Origin of the sequence: Trichocoleus sp. DQ-A2 (genome assembly GCF_039961915.1) — a bacterium.
Lineage (GTDB): Bacteria > Cyanobacteriota > Cyanobacteriia > Cyanobacteriales > FACHB-T130 > FACHB-T130.
Genome location: NZ_JAMPKD010000010.1, coordinates 133,456 through 153,262 on the forward strand (window position 1 = coordinate 133,456; position 19,807 = coordinate 153,262).

The following is a 19,807-nucleotide window of genomic DNA, read 5'->3' on the forward strand; positions in this document are numbered from 1 at the left end:
TCTACTGACAACTGACCAAAGACTACAGACCGATTTATGTGTTCCCTTTGCTCTTGGCGATGATGGTTTCAGCCACGTTGCGAGGAACTTCTTCGTAATGGCTAAACTCCATTGAGAAGATACCCCGCCCTTGAGTCATCGACCGGATATCCGTCGCATAGCCAAACATCTCTGCAAGCGGAACTTTGGCTGTTACTCTTGTAATGCCTTGTTCCGAGTTCATGCCTTCAATTTGACCGCGACGGGAGTTGAGGTTTCCCATCACATCCCCAAGGAAGTTTTCTGGAGCTTCCACCTCAACTTTCATCATAGGCTCCAATAGCACTGGTGAAGCCTTCATTACAGCTTCTTTAATCGCCATTGAGCCTGCGATTTTGAAAGCCATTTCTGAGGAATCCACCTCGTGGTAAGAGCCATCCACCATCGTTGCCTTGAGGTCAATCACCGGATATCCAGCTACAATACCCGATTCGCAGGCTTCTTTCATCCCTTGCTCTGCTGGGTTGATGTACTCTTTAGGTACTATACCCCCAACAATTTTGGAGACAAACTCGAAACCAGTCCCCGGCTCTCCAGGCTCGACTTGAATCACAACGTGACCGTACTGACCTTTACCACCACTCTGACGGATAAATTTCCCTTCAGCTTTGACAGCTTTGCGAATGGTTTCGCGGTAAGCAACTTGCGGCGCACCAACGTTGGCTTCTACTTTGAATTCTCGCATCATCCGATCTACGAGAATCTCTAAGTGCAGTTCGCCCATCCCCGCAATTACTGTCTGGTTAGTTTCTGGGTCAATGTGAACTCGGAACGTTGGGTCTTCTTCTGAGAGCGATTGCAGAGCCTTGGAGAGCTTCTCCATATCCTGCTTAGTTTTAGGTTCCACTGCTACGGAGATCACAGGTTCTGGTATAAACAGAGACTCCAGAATCACTGGTGAGTTTTCGTCACAGATGGTATCGCCCGTATAGGTTTCTTTCAGACCTAAAGCTGCACCTAAGTCACCAGCTCGCATTTCATCTACTTCGATTCGTTCGTCAGCTTTGAGAACGATCAAGCGGGAGATACGTTCCTTTTTATCTTTGGTTGAGTTGAGGATGTAACTGCCCTTTTTGATTACGCCAGAATATACCCGAATGAATGTCAAGCGTCCATAGGGGTCTGCCATAATCTTGAAAGCTAAAGCAGCCGCTGGTTCGTCATCGCTAGCGTGCCTTACTACCTCAGTGCCATCTGGCAATAGTCCTTGAATTGGAGGAACGTCAATAGGAGCGGGTAGATAATCTACCACGGCATCCAACAGCAGCTGGACACCCTTATTTTTAAAGGCAGAACCACACAACAGCGGGACAATTGTGCCAGCAATTGTGCCTTTACGCAACGCCTTTTGAATCTCTGGTTCGGTTAGTTCTTCGCCTTCCAAATATTTTTCCGTCAGGGCATCATCGGTTTCTGCTACAGATTCGATGAGCTTAGTGCGGTACTCTTGGGCTACCTCCTGAAGGTTTGCAGGAATATCTGTTTCCTCAATTTCTTTGCCCTGATCGTCTTTGTAGAGGTAGGCTCGCATCCGAACTAGGTCTACAATTCCCTCAAAGTTGCTTTCAGCACCAATAGGAATCTGAATGGGGACAGCGTTTGCCCGCATGCGATCGCGTATCTGGTTATAAACTTTGTAAAAGTTCGCTCCAGTCCGATCCATTTTGTTGATAAAAGCGATCCGAGGCACCTTATACCGATCTGCCTGTCGCCATACAGTCTCAGATTGAGGCTGCACGCCTCCCACCGAGCAGAACACAGCAATCACGCCATCCAACACCCGCATTGAACGTTCTACTTCAATCGTGAAGTCTACGTGACCAGGGGTATCAATGATGTTGATTTGGTGATTCCGCCAGCTCGTGCTAATCGCAGCGGCGGTAATGGTAATACCTCTTTCCCGCTCTTGCTCCATCCAGTCAGTCGTTGCTGTGCCTTCGTGGACTTCGCCAATTTTATGAACGATACCGGAATAGAACAGAATCCTTTCTGTTGTTGTTGTCTTGCCCGCATCAATATGGGCAGCAATTCCGATGTTGCGTGTTCTCTCTAGCGGGACGGTACGTGCCACAGCTACCTCCTTCCTCTGTGCCGCATAGCTAGTAATGTGCTATGCGTTCTATCTCGTTTAAAATTGTATACTTTATTTAAGATTTTCAGCTCGTACAGACGCGAGCAAAACAGTCGCAATAACCGAGCTCGCGTCTGTAGTAGTGCTTAGTATCGATAGTGGGCAAACGCCTTATTCGCTTCAGCCATTCGGTGAGTTTCTTCGCGTTTGCGAATCGCATTCCCTGTCTCATTAGCGGCATCAAGCAGCTCATTTGCGAGCTTCCCAGCCATTGTGCGGCCTGGGCGAGAACGAGCAAACTGAATTAGCCAACGCAGCGCTAGCGCAGTTCCACGGTCAGGGCGGACTTCCATTGGCACCTGGTAGGTGGCACCACCCACTCGACGAGCCTTGACTTCCACCAAAGGGGTCGCATTCCGAACTGCTTTCTCAAAAGTCTCTAGGGGATCTGCTCCAATCCGTTCTTCGATGGTTTTTAGCGCATCATAGATAATCCCAGTCGCAATAGATTTCTTGCCACTATGCATAATCCGCCGCACCATCATACTGACAAGACGGCTGTTATACATCGAATCAGGGGGAACAGGACGCTTTTTAACAACGGTACGACGAGACATACTAAGCCTTCAATGAATAAAATACAGAATTTTTACGATCCCTCCCAATGTTCGTGCCTGAGATGGGATTTTTTTCAACAAGTCTTTGCGGGTTCTAGAGAGCCGCCTTCTACTAAGGTAGAGATTTCGCCCGACTGTGAAACTCTTCCCTACCTACATTGAGGACATTGAGGTTTTCCCTAAATGCCAGCAACGGTTGTCTCCCTGGCGCATTAATTTCCCAATTTTTTGGTTTGAGGAACTGAAGCAACCTTCTACGGATTTAGATACATCCTACTGGATTCGCATACACTCGCTTTAACGGGTGCTTATCTACGTGTTTACAACATCTCTGATGCGTCTTCCCGCACGGAATCCAGTAAAAACATCCTCAATCCAACTCTACCACCTATACCGGGGGTTCATCGGCATCCGCTCGTAAGCGGATATCTTCACACATTTCCTGTGCAATTGGCACGAGATTCGGGAGCTTTCGAGCCGTATGAGCGTTTTGTCTTTTCTGCAAAACGGAAGCCATCAATTGTGACTGTACCAATGCAGATAGGCACTCCGCTTACTTTGCCTTGGGACGTTTTGTACCGTACTTAGAACGACCCTGACGGCGATCCTTAACCCCGGCGGTATCTAAGGTTCCGCGAATAATATGGTAACGGACTCCGGGCAAGTCCTTAACCCGTCCCCCCCGAATCATCACAACCGAGTGTTCTTGCAAATTGTGACCGATGCCAGGAATATATGCCGTTACTTCAAAACCTGAAGTCAAACGGACTCTTGCCACTTTCCGCAGGGCTGAGTTTGGCTTTTTAGGCGTCGTTGTATATACTCTGGTGCAGACACCACGACGTTGCGGGCAGCTTTTTAGGGCTGGTGACTTAGTTTTCTTCTGTGTACTTAGGCGCTCGTTACGAATGAGCTGCTGGATTGTGGGCATGAGTTACTGGGGTTACTGAATCCTTGCTAGTTCCAAATGCAGACAAATTCTGAGTGTATCATCTGTCAGGGGTTCTGTCAATTTAAAGGAGCTGGAGATTAAGCTTCTGGGGTGGCAGAGTCGGCAAGCGGCTCATTAATAGAGAAAGAATTACCGCAACCACAACTTTCTTTAGCGTTTGGGTTGTGGAAGCGAAACCCGCCACCCATGAGATCCTCTGAGTAATCTAAGGTGAGACCATTGAGGTAGGCTAGGCTTTGAGCATCAACCAATACTCTAATGCCATTGCATTCATACAGTCTATCGTCCGGCTTCACAGCTTCATCAAAGCTGAAAGTATAGGAAATGCCAGAACAACCACCTGATTGAACTGCTAGACGAAATAATAGAGCGTTGGCGTTTTGACGCTTGGATTGCAAACGCTTTATTTCACTAGCTGCTGCTTGAGTGAGATCGATAGTGGACTGAGTGAGTTTCACAGAGCTTTCTATAGAGTGCTGAACCAATGCTACAGCCGGTTGCGGGAAAGCTTGTCAATTTTTAAAGGAGAAAATCGAGCGTTCGGTGTTCCAGCTTGGTAGTTTTGCTACTTGTACCTCAGGATGCTTGATTTTTATCACCCCAATAGATAATAACTTGGTAGCAGAGTCTGTTCTTCACTTTTTGATTAGAAAAAGCAGAACTAGAAGAAACACTCCCATAACCAACCAAGACATCAAGTTGTTGTCATTCCCAAAAATTGATATGAATCCTGAAACTCCCTCTTCTGAAAGTAGGCTTGAATCTGAAAATCCTTCAGTAGAAGTCAATGTACAAAACGTAGAAGCAACACCTTCGGAGTTACAAGTGTCGTCTACTCAAGCCTATACTGGGCAAGTACAGCAGGTGTGGGCACAAATCGCTAGGTTTTTAGAAAAGATGCCAAGTTATGCGGGCAACTTTTTTTCCTCCTACCAGCGATCGCTCATTACCCTTGGACTACTCTTAGCAGTGTTAGTCACATTAAGGATAACAGTGGCTTTGCTAACGGCGATTCATAGCTTGCCGTTGATAGCGCCAACCCTACAGCTGATTGGCATCGGATATACGGCTTGGTTCGTTTATCGTTACTTACTTACTGCTGAAAGCCGCAAAGAACTATCTCAAGACTTCCAGACCTTAAAACAGCAAGTTTTGGGCAGAGGAGCTTCAAACACCTAAGCGTCCTAATCTTCGATTCGACTGAATTTGTTTAGCCTGTGTAGGCAGGCTAAGTTTCTTTATAGCCGCACCTGAAGGGGTCAGGCTGGAATCATGACATACGCAAAAACTGCGTTAGCAAAGGGTGGGCGAAGCGCAGTTGCTCTTGGTAGCAACCTCGGCGACTCCCGCGCCACTCTAGAGGCTGCTCTAGAAACGCTGAACCGAACTCCTGGAATTACTCTGCAAGCCCAGTCTAGTTGGTATCAAACGAAGGCTGTAGGGCCACCTCAACCAGATTATTTGAATGGTTGTGCCCTGCTGCACGTTCAGATGAAGCCTCAGCAATTGTTAGAGACGCTGTTGGCAATTGAAGATCGCTTTGGTCGCGTCCGTCAAGGGCGCTGGGGGGCGAGAACACTTGACCTTGATTTATTGCTCTTTGATGATGTGATTTTGGACACTCAGGGTGGGGAGATTCCGCCTCTCCAGTTGCCTCACCCTCGGATGAGAGAAAGAGCGTTTGTGCTGGTGCCTTTAGCGGAAATTGCACCAGATTGGCTCGATCCAGTTTCTGGATGTGCGATCGCGCAACTCGTTCAGGCTGTAGACTGTTCAGAAGTCCGTCGTTTGTAGTTTCCTATGGCACTGGGTCAAGAACCCCCTGAAGTCCTCAAACAACGCTTGTTCTACCAGGGGCGTAAATTTAATTTTGAAGTCAGCCGTCTGCGCCTCCCGAACCAAGTAGAGGGAGACTGGGAATGCATTCGGCATCCTGGTGGTGCGCTGGCTGTTCCTGTAACCTCAGAAGGGAAGTTGATCCTATTGAGGCAGTATCGTTTTGCTGTACAGGGGCGTCTTTTGGAGTTCCCGGCTGGAACGATAGAACCAAATGAAGCTCCAGAGGAGACTATTAAGCGCGAAATTGAAGAAGAAACCGGATATCGCGCTCACAAATGGCAAAATTTAGGTAAGTTTTCCCTTGCTCCCGGTTATTCAGATGAATTTATTTACGCTTTTTTAGCGCAAGATTTAGAACGTTTGGAGATACCTCCCAGTCAAGATGTTGACGAAGATATTGAAACGATTTTGATGACTCCCCAGGAATTAGAGCAAGCAATTCTGGCGGGTGAACCAGTAGATGCTAAATCGATTTCTAGTTTTTTCTTAGCTCGTCCTTTTTTACAATAGTTCGTTAGGTTAAAGTCTGCGACTACACAAAATTAGCCAGCTTAAACTGGCTAATTTTTTATATTTTAATAGCCAGATATAAGATTATTTCAATTCTCAATTAGGTGCGATACATCAGTAGGGACATGGCATTGCTATGTCTCTATTGAGCATTAGAACTGCAATATATTCCACCCACCTGAGAAACGCTATATAGGAATCTTGTTTGATTTGTAAGATACCAGCGGTTCAGATCCGCGACTTTAAAGAAGTCGCGGATCTCGCCTTCACGAATCATTGAGGATTGCTATAGCCGTTTAGTTTGCAGTCACTCGCAGGAGTGATACACACGGTGTTGTCACCTTTTAAACTGTCAAACATAAGCGAGTTATTTGAAAAGCAAGGATTGAATGTCTGACCTGATTTTGTTTTGGCACCGCCGCGATTTACGCATTTCCGACAATCTAGGATTGGCTGCTGCACGGCAGCAAAGCCAAAAGGTGGTAGGGGTTTTCTGCCTAGATCCGAATATTTTGAAAAGGGATGATGTGGCACCGGCAAGAGTGACTTATATGATTGGTAGTTTGCAGCCACTGCAAGAACGCTACGCAAAGGCTGGTAGTCAATTGTTGATCCTTCATGACAATCCGACTCAAGCAATCCCAGCTTTGGCGGCGGCGCTAAATGCGAAGGCTGTATTCTGGAATTGGGATGTCGAGCCTTATTCAAAAGAACGAGATCGCACTATTAGCGAAGTCCTGAAAGAAAAGGGTATTTTTGTCCAAAATCACTGGGATCAGCTATTACACGCACCAGAGGAGATTCGCTCAGGTTCTAATCAGCCGTACACGGTTTATACTCCGTTCTGGAGAAATTGGAGTAGTAAACCTAAGGCTAAACCCGCAGCAGAACTCCAAAATGCCGAAGGACTTACCCAAGAAGAACAGCAGAAAGCACAACAAGCGGGTGCGGGTGAACTGCCTACAGCTCAGGATTTAGGATTTATTTGGGAAAATGAACTGGTGAGTGCCCCAGGGGAGAAGGCGGCGCAAGAAAAGCTGGCAGCATTTTGCGATCAAGCGATCGCAGAATATAAAGAACAGCGCAATTTTCCAGCGGTTAACGGCACCTCTCAACTCAGCGCCGCTTTGAAATTTGGTGTAATCGGCATTCGCACCGTTTGGGATGCCACGCTGAAGGTATTAGAAGACAGCCGCAGCGAGGAAAAAGATACCCATATCCGCACATGGCAACAGGAACTGGCATGGCGAGAGTTCTACCAACACGCGATGTATTGGTTCCCAGAATTAGCCGAGGGTGCCTTCCGCGAAACGCTCAAAAATTTCCCTTACGACAACAATCCAGAACATTTCCAAGCTTGGTGCGAGGGGAGAACCGGCTACCCAATCGTCGATGCAGCAATGCGCCAGATGAATGAAACAGCCTGGATGCACAATCGCTGTCGGATGATTGTTGCCAGTTTTCTTACCAAAGACTTGCTAATCGATCCGCGCTTGGGGGAAAAATACTTCATGCAAAAGCTATATGACTGGGATCTTTCTGCGAACAATGGTGGCTGGCAGTGGAGTGCTTCTAGCGGGATGGACCCCAAGCCAGTCCGAATTTTTAACCCAGCTTCTCAATCGCAGAAATTCGATCCAGACGGGGAATATATCCGGAAATGGGTGCCAGAACTCAGGTCTGTAAATACAGAATATCTCGTCAGTGGGAAGATACCGGCGAATGAACGCGATCGCTGTAATTATCCCGCCCCGATTGTGGAACACCAGCTACAGCAGCGTCTGTTTAAACAGCGCTATCAGCAGCAAAAAGAAGCACTAGGGGATAAAGATAAAGAGTAAGCGTCTGGTGGACAGTGCCCGCCGGACAAGCGTGCTTTCAATACCCTAAAGTGTCACAATAACCACAGCTAATCCTTCAATCAAGAAGATGATTTGAGTATTCATCTTTAGGGTGGCTGCTGATGTCATCTTCACATGACCGCTCCATCAACATTAAAGTAACGATTAGCAATTCGCAGCCTCAGTTATTGGAAGGACTAGATGTTTGGCTGCGCTTGGGTTTGATTTCTGAGGCTCAGGTTAGCGATTTAAGTCAAAAATACTTAGTCTGTGCGTTGCCACCAGTTGCAGTAACGCCCAAACCAACGCCTCAAGTAACGCCTCAAATTACGATATCTTCTGATTCGCAGTTACTACCAGCAGCAACTGGTAAGAATGCTTCTCGTCAACATCCCAAAGCGATCCCAGGGATATGGCAGTCGCTGATGGCAGAACTCAGCGTCCGGTGGCTGCTGTTTTTGGGAGTGTTCATGGTGGTGGTGTCCTCCGGGGTGCTAGCCGCCACTCAATGGGAAAGATTTCCTGCTGCTGGGCAGTATGGGGTTTTATTAGCGTATACCTTGATTTTTTGGCGGGTAAGCGCTTGGGCGAATCGCCAACCCAGTTTGCAATTGACGGCGCAGACGTTGCAAATTGTCACCCTACTGTTAATGCCCGTGAATTTTTGGGCAATGGATAGCTTTGGGTTGTGGCAGAATCCCGTCAATCTGATAGTAGTTGCGATCGCATCCGTTCTTCTGACAGCGATCTCTTTCCAAGTATTGAAAAATTGGCGATTGGCGGCTTCTGGACGGCTGGGGCTACTGGAAGCGTTGCCAGCATTAAATATTTTGGGACTCAGTTACCTGCATTGGGGCTGGAATTTGTCAGGCTTTCCCGTCATCGCCATTTATCTGGGAATGGTGGGAACGTCCCTACTCACGTTCTATCAAGTTCGTCACCGACAGCCTGCGGGGACTATCGAAAAAAAGGGAATCGGGATCGAGTTGCCAGCCGGGGTGGTGATTTATGCCTTGGTGGTGCTGCTGGTACGAACAATTTTTATTGTCCAAGTACCTGTAACGCAGTTGGGGTTAGCCCTTGGTATCTGCGGCTGGCTGGTGGCGTGGTTATCGCAACAGCAACCCGAAACATCCACCGAATCACTCCCATTGCCGTGGGAGAAAGTTGGCGGTAGTTTGTTGTGCCTCGGTTGGCTGGTTTCGGTAGGAACAACGGTTCCCTGGCAAGCAACAGCGGTTAGCGGATTGGGTTTGTGGTTTTTCTTCAGCCGATTGCAGCGTTTTTGGCTACAGGTTGATCTGGCAGCATTTTTAGGGATTGGCTTACAGACGATTTGGCTGGTTTGGCGGTTAGTTCCTGCTTCCGTGCAAGAATGGGCGATCGCAACTGGCACACAACTGACGGGTTCGGAAACGGTTCCTTGGGCTTTGCTGAGCCTGGTTTTATTTCCCTACGTTGTTTTTATCGTCGGGGTCAGCGATTGGCTGCATCGAGCGGATAAGACTGATTTAGCCACTTTTGGCGAACAACTGGCTCTCACTTGTGGGGCGGTGCTGAGTCTAATTAGTTTACTAAATCCCACATTGCGATCGCTCAATCTGTTGTTTTCGACTGTGACACTGGCAATTGTGACACAGCGCCGACTTCCGACCAGGGTCAGTCTGGTGTATTCCACTCACTTGGTGGGGTTGCTGACGCTATTTTCTACAATTGACCGCTTTTTTCCCAATCTGCACCAAGAAGTTTGGGCAAGCATTTTGTTGGCGGTGATGGTTGCTGAATGGACGCTTCACGTCCTACTACGCTCCTCAGCACTTCTGTGGAAGCAAAGTGCTTGGCACATCGGGTTAGGACTGGCGGGACTCAGTTATCAATTATTGTTAGCAAATGTTTCCTTATTCGGGAACGATGCCTTTAGCCGTCAGCAGTGGGGCATTTTCTGGCTAATTACACCTTTGGCTTTAACGGGAGTTGCCAGCCAAACAGCTGGAAAGCAACGCACATTGGCGAGTTGGTTGAGTGTCGCCAGTTTGGGAATGGCACAACTTCTCACATTCGCGCTACCTGGAGGCAGATTAATTGGCTTAGGAATGGCAACTGGGCTGATGTTGGTGAATACGCGCTATTTACGGCATCTGGCAGCAGCCGTCATTACCGTTGGGTTTAGCTTGAGTTTTTTCAGCGTGCTGCTGGGGGATGGCGTACCTGGAGTGCCGCCCCTTTCGGTACCGGATTGGTTTTTAGCCGGAGCGATCGCGCTGGTGGGTTTATGGCTTGCCAGAACCTGGCTGATGCGTCGTCATGGGACGTTAGCGGCACTTTATGCACAAGCGGTTGAGGGTTGGGCGATCGCGTTATGTAGTTTTGAGCTGTTGATGCTAACGGTGCATTCGCTTTTTGTCTACCAAGGGGTTGCTTCTCCCGATGGGGAATATTTACTTGCGGTTACGTTGACAATTGGGGCGATCGCTTATCGCAGTTGGCAACAGCCGAATCATTGGGCATTTTATGGACTGGGTTGGGGTTTAGAACTGTTAACAGCCGAGACGTTGGGCTTCTTTGAACACTCGGTGATGAATTTAGCGATCGCAAATATCGTCTTAGGTTTAAGCACGCAGCTTTTGGGAGAAGCATGGCGGCGGCGATCGCAAATCGAAAGTGTTCCGAACAGGTGGCATATCCTGCCGCTACTATACGGCGTGTTGGGGGCACTTCTGCGGTGGGATACTTTTACCAGTTGGACGGGATTGTGTACGCTTGCGATCGCGTTCATTGCCATTGGAGTTGGCAGACGACGGCAGGAACTTAAACCCATCCTCTATTTGGGACTTCTGGGAGTATCCATTTCTGCCTACGAACTTTTGTTCTATCAACTTTTACAAGCATCAGGTGGAGCTTTGGGCGATGGATTCATTGTTATGTCCGCCCTTGGCACCAGCATCATGTATGCCTATCGCCTGCTATTCCCCTGGCTTCTAAATTACTTACGCCTTACTGCTGAAGAACTGAAAGTAATTGCCCATCTTCATTGGGCTTGGAGCAGTTGTTTACTCATCGCGGCGATTGGTAATCCCATCGAAGCTAGCCGACTCCTTGGATTAGGAACCGGGTTGTTTTTAATCCAATACGCGATTTTTCAAGGGCGCAGATTTCCCCTTTCTTCTCCCTCAAAAAACAGGGGAGATTCACAAACCCTCTCAAAAACAGAGGAAAATGCAGCACATTCCTTCTTCCGTGAAGAAAGGGGAATTAGCATTGCAGAAGTCTGGGTTTACCTAGGTTTATTAGAAGTAGGTATCATCAGAATATTTTGGCTTTATACAGCCATTGGGCAGTTCTGGACTGGGCCATTAGTTCCTTGGAAAGCCCCGATTTCTTGTGTTTGGGCTTATTTTCTCTATATTTTGCCTTGGGAGAAGTGGGGATGGCCTAGAAGACCTTGGCAGCACGCGGCATATATTCTGCCACTGGTGATGATTTGGGAAACCCGAGTAGAAATTCACCCGATTAGCTTGCTGATAACAGGGGCATTTTATGTCTTTATTGCCAAATTATCCAATCAAACTCGATTTACTTATATCAGCTTAGTACTGATTAATTGGGCACTTTTTCGGTGGTTTTTGGAATTACAACTTTACGATTACTTGTGGTACATCATACCGCTTGGCTTATCTTGGCTGTACGTTGCCCAAGTCGATTCTGGGTTGAGGCTACCAAGCCGCAAACAGACTCGCCACCTATTTCGTTGCCTAGGCGCTGGGGTAATTTGTGGAGCGGCATTTTTGCTACACCAAGACACTGGATTGATACCGGGAATTTTGAGTATTTTATTCATTTTTTCTGGATTGGCTTTCCGAGTCCGGGCATTTCTCTACGTCGGTACCGCCACCTTTTTACTGACTGCTTTTTACCAGTTAGTAATTTTTGTTTTCCGTTACTCCTTTTTTAAGTGGGTAATCGGGTTGATAGTCGGTATCAGTTTTATCTCGATTGCCGCTAATTTTGAAACTCGGCGCGATCGCTTTATTGCTTTGGTTCGGCACTGGCTGTCGGAATTGGAACAATGGCAATAATTCCCACTGGTTCAATCCCAAAATGATTAAATTTAGCCCTGCTTTGCTTCCATCCATCAGGTATCTCTTGGCTAACTGAGACATTTGGTAATTGCGTGGCATAATGAAGTATTTGCTTGCCTTATACGATTTGCCCTGTAAATTTACTTGGTTTCAGATGTGAAATCGTCCCTGAGGATAAGCCGCTGGATTGAGGCGCTGTCCCTAGTCTGGGCGGGCGTACAGCCTGCAATTTAGCAAAATTCAAGAAAACAAAAACAGGAGCGCGAGGCGAACGTGAAGGTTTTGGTTGTTGGCAATGGGGCACGCGAACACGCCCTGGTATGGAAACTGCTGCAATCTCAACGCATTCGGCAGATAGTCTGTGTTCCTGGAAACGGCGGCACAGCTTCTCTAGAGCGTTGTCAGAATCTCCCCTTAAGTGTTGATGATTTTGAGGGAATAGCACGATTTGCCCAAGTGAATAACATCTCGCTGGTGGTCGTCGGGCCTGAAGCCCCCCTGGCTTTGGGGATCGCAGATTACTTGCAACGCCAAAATCTCAAGGTGTTTGGTCCCACCAAAGCGGGAGCGCAAATTGAGGCGAGTAAGTCTTGGGCAAAGGATTTGATGCGGGAAGCGGGTATCCCAACCGCCAACTCAGAGGTGTTTACAGAGCCAGAAGCTGCAAAAGCTTATGTAGCAGCGCAAGGGGCACCGATTGTTGTTAAAGCTGATGGGTTGGCAGCTGGTAAGGGTGTCACGGTAGCGGCAACGGTGGAAGAGGCATACTCTGCGATCGCAGATTTATTCTCCAGTCGAGTCAAGACTGTAGTGATTGAAGAATATTTAGCGGGTCAGGAAGTCTCGGTTTTGGCGCTGTCGGATGGCTTGACAGTTCGCCAGTTGTTACCGGCTCAAGATCACAAACGCATCGGTGAGGGCGATACCGGGGCAAATACAGGCGGGATGGGAGCCTATTGCCCTGCACCCATCCTGACACCTGCCCTGAGTGCGCGGGTTCAGAAAGAAATTCTGGAGCCGACTGTTGCCGCTTTAAAGGCGAGAGGCATCGACTACCGGGGTCTTCTTTACGCTGGGTTAATGATTACCCCCCAAGGCGATCCGAAAGTTTTGGAATTTAACTGCCGCTTTGGCGATCCGGAAACGCAGGCGATCTTGCCATTACTTGAAACCCCTCTAGAAGACTTACTGGTTGCCTGCGTTGGACAGAAACTCGCCCAACAGCCTCCGATTGCCTGGAAATCAGGCGCTTCTGCCTGTGTCGTAGTAGCGGCGGGGGGTTATCCCGAAAGCTATAAAAAAGGTCACGTCATTACCGGCATTGAGCAAGCCGAGGCAGCAGGAGCGAATGTGTTCCATGCAGGCACTCAGAAGAAGCAGCAACAAGTGGTGACAGAAGGCGGTCGGGTGTTGGGAGTCACCGCCATTGGAGAGGATTTTGATGCAGCGATCGCTCAAGCATACGCGGCGATTAATTGCATTGAGTTTGAGGGGATGTACTACCGACGGGATATTGGTTATCGCGTCCGCACGGCAGGGAAACTTTAGCGTTTAACGTCATGTGCAACTGCAATCCAATCGCTCCTCGTTTCCAAAGCTCTGTAGCCTAAGCTAGAGAGTTTTGGAAAGTTGCACATCACGTAAATCTTTAAATTTCTTCAAAATCTTAGTCAAGCTGCATCTAAAGATACATGAGAGTTCCAGGAGGAACTTGAGAAAATAGAAGTGGATAAATATAATTGAGAAACGTTCAAAAATCCACCTATCCCTGGGAAGAATCCTCTACAATTTTTGATAAATCTCTAATTTTTACCATTTTTAGTGGCAAATTTACCTTGCTGGCTCTATTAAAAACCCTTCGAGAAGTTATTGCCCATTGGTGGTCTGAGTTTACTCTCCAGACGCGCCTGATGGCGGCTGCTACCTTAGTCGTCTCCTTGGTGATGAGCGGTCTGACCTTCTGGGCAGTGAATACAATTCAGCAGGATGCTCGGCTGAATGATACTCGCTTCGGGCGCGACCTGGGTTTGTTGTTGGCGGCGAATGTCGCGCCTCAGATTGCTGAAAAGAATCTGACGGAGGTGGCACGTTTTTCTCACCGCTTCTACAGCAGCACCTCCAGCGTGCGCTATATGCTCTACGCCGACGAAACTGGCAAAATCTATTTTGGAATTCCTTTCTCTGAGTCCGAGGTACAAAACTCGCTGACAATTCAGCGTCGGATTCAATTGCCAGAGGATTACGCTGATAATTCCGACTTACCAATGGTGCGTCAGCACCTAAGTCCGGATGGGGAAGTTACGGATGTCTTTGTTCCCCTGTCGCACGATGGCAAAAATTTAGGGGTTTTGGCAATTGGGATTAACGCCAATCCAACCGTGGTGGCGTCGTCCCATCTGACACGAGATGTCACGATTGCGGTATTTATTTCCATTTGGGTGATGGTGATTTTGGGCGCTGTTTTTAATGCCTTAACTATTACTCAGCCAATTAAAGAACTTCTCGTTGGGGTTAAAAATATTGCCGCTGGCAACTTCAAGCAACGAGTTGACCTGCCACTCGGAGGAGAACTGGGCGAACTGATTTCCAGTTTCAACGAGATGGCAGAACGGCTGGAGAGTTATGAAGAGCAAAATATCGAGGAACTAACAGCAGAGAAAGCCAAGCTAGAGACGTTGGTTTCTACGATTGCTGATGGAGCGGTGCTGATCGACACCAACTTTCAGGTGATCTTAGTCAACCCGACAGCGCGACGAATTTTCGGGTGGGATGGCGTTGATGTGGTGGGATCTAACGCTCTGCATTGCTTGCCTTCTCCAGTAAATTTGGAGCTAGCGCGACCCCTGCATCAAATTGTTGCTGGCGAATGCGAAGGGGCAGAGTTTCGGGTGACGCTATTCCAACCGGCGAACCGCACCGTCCGCATTCTCCTAACGACCGTCCTCGACCAGTACCGGGAAACCATCAAGGGAATTGCGATGACGGTACAGGATATTACTCGTGAGGTAGAGCTGAACGAGGCGAAAAGCCACTTTATTAGCAATGTTTCCCACGAATTGAGAACGCCGCTGTTCAACATCAAGTCGTTTATTGAAACGCTCCACGAATACGGCGAAGATTTGACAGAAGAGGAACGTCGGGAATTTTTAGACACTGCGAATCGAGAAACAGACCGCCTGACTCGCCTAGTAAATGACGTTTTGGATTTATCTAGGCTTGAGTCGCATAAGCGCTATCACTTTGAGCCTGTAGATATTGCCCAACCTGTGGAGCAAACGCTGCGGACTTACCAGCTAAACGCCCGCGATAAAGGAATTGAACTCATCCAGGAGATTGAACCGAATTTGCCAGCAGTCTGGGGCAACTATGATTTGTTGCTCCAGGTGTTTGCTAACCTGGTCGGTAACGGCCTGAAGTTTACTGAGACGGGTGGACGGGTGGCAATTCGCGCCTATTTGCTGGAGTCGAGGGATGAGCGGAGTCAAGGCGGAGTCTTCCCTTCCGGCGCAGAGGAACGCGGGAAAATTCCTGCAACGAACAATCCCAAATTAGTGCGGATTGAAATTTCTGATACGGGAATCGGCATCGATACAGAAGACCAAGAGGCAATCTTCGATCGTTTTTTCCGAGTAGAAAACCGAGTTCACACCCTTGAAGGAACAGGTTTGGGTTTGTCAATTGTTAGAAATATCATTGAGAAGCATCACACCAGGGTTCACTTGGTTAGCGAGGTCGGCGTCGGTACAACTTTCTGGTTTGACTTGACGGTTTTTCAAGAAGCAGCACCCGTTGAGGAGTTGCCTCTAAAAGAAGCAAAAGAAGCTTCAGGAACCAGTTCGGTTAGGGCGAAGGTTGTCTAGATTATTTGCTTGCATAGAAAGCGATCGCTAAACTTACGACGATGAGACCGAATAGCAGCAGCAAAGGCTGGTTTCGCTGACACCAAAGTTGAAGCGAGTGACGCCAGCCGAGACTGTAGTGAGTGGCAGTCATCGGGTGAGATTCTTGAGAGCGATCGCTATACATCGTACATTCTTGGGCGTAAGGACGCTTGGAAAACGTACAGGTATCATCTTCGTGGTAAGTGCAGGTGTCGCACAGAAATTTCTCCCCCGTTGCTCGATGCAGGGGAATGCCAGGATGACCGTAGGCTTTTAGCTCAATTCGGCAATAAGGACAGGTCGTTACCTGGGCATTGACGGGTTGATGGCATTTAGGACAGTTCGGCATGGATAACAGCACGGTAATTCTGGGTCTGTATCCGGTCTAGCAAGTCGCAATCTAAAAAGACCTCTAGATCCAGTTTAAGCTTGGGGAAACTTTCGGATTTGATATTCTGCTAACTGAACGATGGGAAAAGCCTCTCCCATCGCTTGGACAAACTGCCGCTCGATTTCTTCCAGGCGTTCTGACGCAACAGACTTCCACTGTTCCCGCGTCGCCCAGCGAATGACTAAAATGACCTCTGTTGGCTCGTTCGGGTTGAGCCAGACTTCTTTACCCAAAAAACCCGGACATCCGGCGAGGAAAGCCGTCCAGATTTCGCCATCCTTCTGAATGTATTTTTCCCGCAGTTCGGGGGGGACTCTTACCTGAAGCCACTCAATTACCATGAGCTGGAGTATAAGCTGCTTTGAAGCTGTAAATAGACTCTTCAATCATCCATCAGAGCGATTGATTTTGCCACGAGCAAAGTCTGGAAGATGGGCGGCAGTTGTTGAGAGAATGTCACAAAATAGAACTGTAGGCGAAAAATCGGTAAGATTTTAGCACCGCTTTATGATACGTGTTTAGCCGCTCAAAGTCGCGGCGGAGTGACAGGAAGGGAAAATGGATAATAACAACTGGCTTAAGCAGCTACTAATGATGGGTGTGGGGACTACGTCTTTGGTAGCCGACAAAATCCGCGAAGTGAGCGATGAATGGGTCAAGGAAGGCAAAATCAACCCCGAGCAAGCTAAGGGGATGGTAGATGATTTGATGCAGCAGCTCAAGTCAGATCAGGGGAACTTGGAGATCCAGATGCAACGGCAAATGCGGAATATGTTGCAGGATCTGGGGGTTCCTCGCCAGTCGGAAATGGATGAATTGCGGGGACGCATTGACCGGCTCGAACGTCAGGTGCGTGATATGGAAAATAAGCTCTGGCGGTAAGTAAAGCTGATAGGATTGAAAATCTAGTGGGACAATCAATTTTGGATTTTGGATGGGGAATTTTGGATTAAATCGAAAATTCTCTCAATCTAAAATCTAAAGTTTTGAGGTCTTAGAGGTACGGAGAACGGATGAATGAGAGAAATTCTAATCAGCGTTGGGGTAATGTTTACCTGTGTAGTACTCTTGATTTTTGCTCAAGTTACGAGCAGCAATCAAGGAGATGCAAAAGCAGCTGAACTAACCAAAACTGAAACCGCAGTTGTTGCAAAAACTCCCAGTAACGATCCTACTGCTGATATTACAAGGCTTATAACGATGAATACCAACCCAGGAAGTGATGAAACTGCCAGTGGCGAAGTGAAGACAACGCCTTCTGGTCTTAAGTACACTGAGTTAAAGGAAGGCGAGGGGGCAACTCCTAAAACAGGTCAAAGGGTGGTAGTGCATTACACCGGCACTCTAAAGGATGGCACGAAGTTTGATAGTTCGCGCGATCGCAATTCTCCCTTCGAGTTCAAACTCGGCGTTGGACAAGTCATCAAAGGCTGGGACGAAGGACTCAGCACCATGAAAGTCGGCGGACGCCGCCAGTTAATTATCCCTCCTGAATTGGGATATGGCTCTCGTGGTGCGGGTGGAGTCATTCCTCCTAACGCCACTCTAATTTTCGACGTAGAATTGTTGGACATTAGATAACTAAATCCTCAGTTTTTAGAACCCCGATTTCTCCAAGAAATTGGGGTTGTTTTTCGCATAATCAACAAGAGTATATGTTGAACTTCTTCTTGGTAGGAGAATATACAATTACTTGCTAGGCAAAAATGTAGTATTTAAACAACATCCAGCGTAAATTCAGCGAGCACGATCGGCATTTACGTGACAAAATTCATTAGGAATGCCAAAAAGTGTGAGGAGAGACCGTCTTGAAACTGTTTCGTGCCCCTCTAAAATTTTGCCTCGCGGTGCTAGTTAACGCTTTAGCGAGCGCTAGCATTGCCCAAGCAGCAGAATTTCCAACTGTGTCAGAGGAAACCCATCCCTTTGCCCAGGATACTGACGCTCTAGTTGGGGCAGATACCGTTTCTCAGGGAACTGAAGAGACTGATGCGATGGATCGAGTCAGCAACGTGTCGCAGTTGCGAGATGTAGAACCGACGGATTGGGCGTATGAAGCCCTGCGATCGCTTGTTGAACGTTACGGTTGTATTTCAGGATATCCGGATGGCACCTTTCGTGGCAATCGGGCGCTGAGTCGTTATGAATTTGCGGCTGGGTTAAATACCTGCTTGCAGCAAATTGAGAAATTGATTGCTGCTAGTTCAGCAGATTTTGTCACCAAAGACGATTTAGGAACCTTACAACGGCTGATTGATGAATTTGGAACAGAACTGACGGCGCTGCGGGGTCGAGTGGATACTTTGGAAGCTCGAACAACCCAACTGGAAGCTCACCAATTTTCTACGACCACTAAATTAGGCGGTGAGGTTATCACCTATGCAGGTGATGCTTTTGGTGAGAATGCTAGCGATGTAAATAACGCTACTCTCGGTCATCGGACTCGCATTGATTTTAATACTAGCTTCACTGGAAAAGACCGTTTAAGAACTCGATTTCAAATCACTAACTTAAGACAGTTTGACACTGGGGCAACATTTGGTGGAGGGCCAGATCCAGGCTTAACAGGTGAAACTCGGTTTACTCCCAGTAGCGTATCTCAAAATAATGAAGCCAGAATTAGCCAATTAGAGTATCGCTTTCCAGTTGGAGACAAACTCAGAATTTATATTGAAGCGGGTTCAATCGATCCGTCGTATGTAACAGATACAATTGCTCCTTTTATCGACACTTCTACGGGTGCTATTTCTAATTTTGGTCAAGTCAATCCTGTGTATTTTCCCTTGGGAAATCGAGCTGGGATTGCAGCAAATTATGCCCTTAGCGAAGCCCTCAGTTTAGATGTTGGTTACTTTGGTGAAGACGCCCCTAACGGTCCTAGTAACCCAGGCAGAGATTCAGGTATATTTAATGGTGGTTACAGTGCTTTTGCCCAGTTGGTTTATAGTGGCGATCGCTTGAAACTTGGCTTGCTTTACCTGAACTCTTTTTCTCAAGCTTTTGGTGTCGATACTCTCGCAGGTAGCAATGCCGCCAAAGTCATCGATCTCACCGATCCTGATGGAAATCCTGTGGTCGGTAATGGTTATGGCGCACAAGTTAATTACCGATTTAGTCCCCGCTTTGAACTCGGTGGCTGGGTGGGTTACACAGCCGCCCGCGCTCTTGGTAATATCAAGGGGGATGCAGATGTCTGGAATTATGCGGTAACGCTGGCTTTCCCTGATTTGGGCAAAAAGGGAAATTTAGGTGGCATTGTGTTAGGGATGCAACCAAAGTTAACAGGGACTAGCAATCGTGCTTTAGCAGAGGCGATTGGTTTACCTCCCGGACAAAGAAGCGATCGCGATACCGGATATCACATCGAAGCTTTCTACAAATATCAATTAACCGAAAATATTTCGATTACTCCTGGTTTCTTTTGGCTAACAGCACCTAACCATGATGAGCGAAATCCCGATGCTGTGATTGGTGTGGTGAGAACGAGTTTCGTCTTTTAGAATCAAACAAACCTAACCTGCTGACTTTCTCCTCTTAGGAGAGGGTTAGAGGGAGGTGAAGAGGGTTTGGAGTAAGGTTAACAAACC

17 protein-coding genes are annotated in these 19,807 nt (G+C 47.7%); 10 read left to right on the forward strand and 7 right to left on the reverse strand.

Annotated elements, in window-relative coordinates; genetic code table 11:
* Positions 1 to 34: 34 nt before the first annotated feature.
* The 5 genes from fusA to NC997_RS12120 form a co-directional block, all read right to left on the reverse strand.
* Positions 35 to 2,110: an elongation factor G gene (gene fusA, locus NC997_RS12100; RefSeq protein ID WP_190525668.1), complete on the reverse strand. Its 2,076-nt coding sequence runs from the start codon at positions 2,108 to 2,110 to the stop codon at positions 35 to 37.
* A gap of 146 nt (positions 2,111 to 2,256) precedes the next feature.
* Positions 2,257 to 2,727, reverse strand: coding sequence for a 30S ribosomal protein S7 (gene rpsG, locus NC997_RS12105; RefSeq protein ID WP_190415409.1), 471 nt, complete (start codon positions 2,725 to 2,727; stop codon positions 2,257 to 2,259).
* A gap of 388 nt (positions 2,728 to 3,115) precedes the next feature.
* Positions 3,116 to 3,244, reverse strand: a complete 129-nt coding sequence (locus NC997_RS12110) for a hypothetical protein (protein ID WP_277878243.1) — start codon at positions 3,242 to 3,244, stop codon at positions 3,116 to 3,118.
* A 36-nt stretch (positions 3,245 to 3,280) separates the two neighbouring features.
* Positions 3,281 to 3,658: a 30S ribosomal protein S12 gene (gene rpsL / locus NC997_RS12115; protein ID WP_190415413.1), complete on the reverse strand. Its 378-nt coding sequence runs from the start codon at positions 3,656 to 3,658 to the stop codon at positions 3,281 to 3,283.
* Between the two features lie 98 nt (positions 3,659 to 3,756).
* On the reverse strand, positions 3,757 to 4,137 hold the full coding sequence (locus NC997_RS12120; RefSeq protein WP_347275865.1) for an iron-sulfur cluster assembly accessory protein: 381 nt from the start codon (positions 4,135 to 4,137) through the stop codon (positions 3,757 to 3,759).
* A gap of 265 nt (positions 4,138 to 4,402) precedes the next feature.
* Between NC997_RS12120 and NC997_RS12125 the strand changes: the two genes are divergently transcribed.
* From NC997_RS12125 to nblS, 7 genes are all read left to right on the forward strand, one after another.
* Positions 4,403 to 4,858, forward strand: coding sequence for a CAAD domain-containing protein (locus tag NC997_RS12125; protein ID WP_190525670.1), 456 nt, complete (start codon positions 4,403 to 4,405; stop codon positions 4,856 to 4,858).
* 93 nt (positions 4,859 to 4,951) lie between these two features.
* Positions 4,952 to 5,473, forward strand: coding sequence for a 2-amino-4-hydroxy-6-hydroxymethyldihydropteridine diphosphokinase (gene folK / locus NC997_RS12130; protein ID WP_190415417.1), 522 nt, complete (start codon positions 4,952 to 4,954; stop codon positions 5,471 to 5,473).
* 6 nt (positions 5,474 to 5,479) lie between these two features.
* Positions 5,480 to 6,028, forward strand: coding sequence for an NUDIX hydrolase (locus tag NC997_RS12135; RefSeq protein ID WP_190441028.1), 549 nt, complete (start codon positions 5,480 to 5,482; stop codon positions 6,026 to 6,028).
* A gap of 389 nt (positions 6,029 to 6,417) precedes the next feature.
* Positions 6,418 to 7,869 carry a deoxyribodipyrimidine photo-lyase gene (locus tag NC997_RS12140; RefSeq protein ID WP_190525671.1) on the forward strand — a complete coding sequence of 484 codons (1,452 nt, stop codon included), beginning with the start codon at positions 6,418 to 6,420 and terminating at the stop codon, positions 7,867 to 7,869.
* 122 nt (positions 7,870 to 7,991) lie between these two features.
* The gene (locus tag NC997_RS12145; protein ID WP_190525673.1) at positions 7,992 to 11,945 is read left to right on the forward strand and encodes a DUF2157 domain-containing protein; all 3,954 of its coding nucleotides are present in this window, start codon (positions 7,992 to 7,994) and stop codon (positions 11,943 to 11,945) included.
* A 276-nt stretch (positions 11,946 to 12,221) separates the two neighbouring features.
* Positions 12,222 to 13,496: a phosphoribosylamine--glycine ligase gene (gene purD / locus NC997_RS12150; protein ID WP_190525675.1), complete on the forward strand. Its 1,275-nt coding sequence runs from the start codon at positions 12,222 to 12,224 to the stop codon at positions 13,494 to 13,496.
* A 287-nt stretch (positions 13,497 to 13,783) separates the two neighbouring features.
* Positions 13,784 to 15,808, forward strand: coding sequence for a two-component system sensor histidine kinase NblS (nblS, locus tag NC997_RS12155; protein WP_190525795.1), 2,025 nt, complete (start codon positions 13,784 to 13,786; stop codon positions 15,806 to 15,808).
* A 1-nt stretch (position 15,809) separates the two neighbouring features.
* On the opposite strand, the gene NC997_RS12160 is transcribed toward nblS, so the two are convergent.
* Positions 15,810 to 16,178 (reverse strand): zinc ribbon domain-containing protein, encoded by a 369-nt coding sequence (locus NC997_RS12160; RefSeq protein ID WP_190525677.1) that lies wholly within the window; start codon positions 16,176 to 16,178, stop codon positions 15,810 to 15,812.
* Between the two features lie 74 nt (positions 16,179 to 16,252).
* Positions 16,253 to 16,561: a TIGR03792 family protein gene (locus tag NC997_RS12165; protein WP_190525679.1), complete on the reverse strand. Its 309-nt coding sequence runs from the start codon at positions 16,559 to 16,561 to the stop codon at positions 16,253 to 16,255.
* A gap of 217 nt (positions 16,562 to 16,778) precedes the next feature.
* Here NC997_RS12165 and NC997_RS12170 point away from each other — a divergent pair, with 217 nt between their 5' ends.
* The 3 genes from NC997_RS12170 to NC997_RS12180 all read left to right on the forward strand — a co-directional run bounded on the left by NC997_RS12170 (position 16,779) and on the right by NC997_RS12180 (position 19,720).
* Complete coding sequence (locus NC997_RS12170; protein ID WP_190415431.1) at positions 16,779 to 17,102, forward strand: phasin family protein; 324 nt, start codon at positions 16,779 to 16,781, stop codon at positions 17,100 to 17,102.
* Positions 17,103 to 17,237: 135 nt separating this feature from the next.
* A complete protein-coding gene (locus NC997_RS12175; RefSeq protein ID WP_190525681.1) occupies positions 17,238 to 17,801 on the forward strand; it encodes an FKBP-type peptidyl-prolyl cis-trans isomerase in 564 nt (187 codons plus the stop codon).
* A 227-nt stretch (positions 17,802 to 18,028) separates the two neighbouring features.
* Complete coding sequence (locus NC997_RS12180) at positions 18,029 to 19,720, forward strand: iron uptake porin (RefSeq protein WP_199306094.1); 1,692 nt, start codon at positions 18,029 to 18,031, stop codon at positions 19,718 to 19,720.
* The last annotated feature ends 87 nt before the right edge of the window (positions 19,721 to 19,807 follow it).

Bases quoted from the DNA above. Each gene is read 5' to 3' on its own strand.
- rpsG (WP_190415409.1), bottom strand. From the start codon at position 2,727: ATGTCTCGTCGTACCGTTGTTAAAAAGCGTCCTGTTCCCCCTGATTCG.
- NC997_RS12110 (WP_277878243.1), bottom strand. From the start codon at position 3,244: ATGGCTTCCGTTTTGCAGAAAAGACAAAACGCTCATACGGCTCGAAAG.
- rpsL (WP_190415413.1), bottom strand. From the start codon at position 3,658: ATGCCCACAATCCAGCAGCTCATTCGTAACGAGCGCCTAAGTACACAG.
- NC997_RS12125 (WP_190525670.1), top strand. From the start codon at position 4,403: ATGAATCCTGAAACTCCCTCTTCTGAAAGTAGGCTTGAATCTGAAAAT.
- folK (WP_190415417.1), top strand. From the start codon at position 4,952: ATGACATACGCAAAAACTGCGTTAGCAAAGGGTGGGCGAAGCGCAGTT.
- NC997_RS12135 (WP_190441028.1), top strand. From the start codon at position 5,480: ATGGCACTGGGTCAAGAACCCCCTGAAGTCCTCAAACAACGCTTGTTC.
- NC997_RS12140 (WP_190525671.1), top strand. From the start codon at position 6,418: ATGTCTGACCTGATTTTGTTTTGGCACCGCCGCGATTTACGCATTTCC.
- NC997_RS12145 (WP_190525673.1), top strand. From the start codon at position 7,992: ATGTCATCTTCACATGACCGCTCCATCAACATTAAAGTAACGATTAGC.
- NC997_RS12160 (WP_190525677.1), bottom strand. From the start codon at position 16,178: ATGCCGAACTGTCCTAAATGCCATCAACCCGTCAATGCCCAGGTAACG.
- NC997_RS12165 (WP_190525679.1), bottom strand. From the start codon at position 16,561: ATGGTAATTGAGTGGCTTCAGGTAAGAGTCCCCCCCGAACTGCGGGAA.
- NC997_RS12170 (WP_190415431.1), top strand. From the start codon at position 16,779: ATGGATAATAACAACTGGCTTAAGCAGCTACTAATGATGGGTGTGGGG.
- NC997_RS12175 (WP_190525681.1), top strand. From the start codon at position 17,238: ATGAGAGAAATTCTAATCAGCGTTGGGGTAATGTTTACCTGTGTAGTA.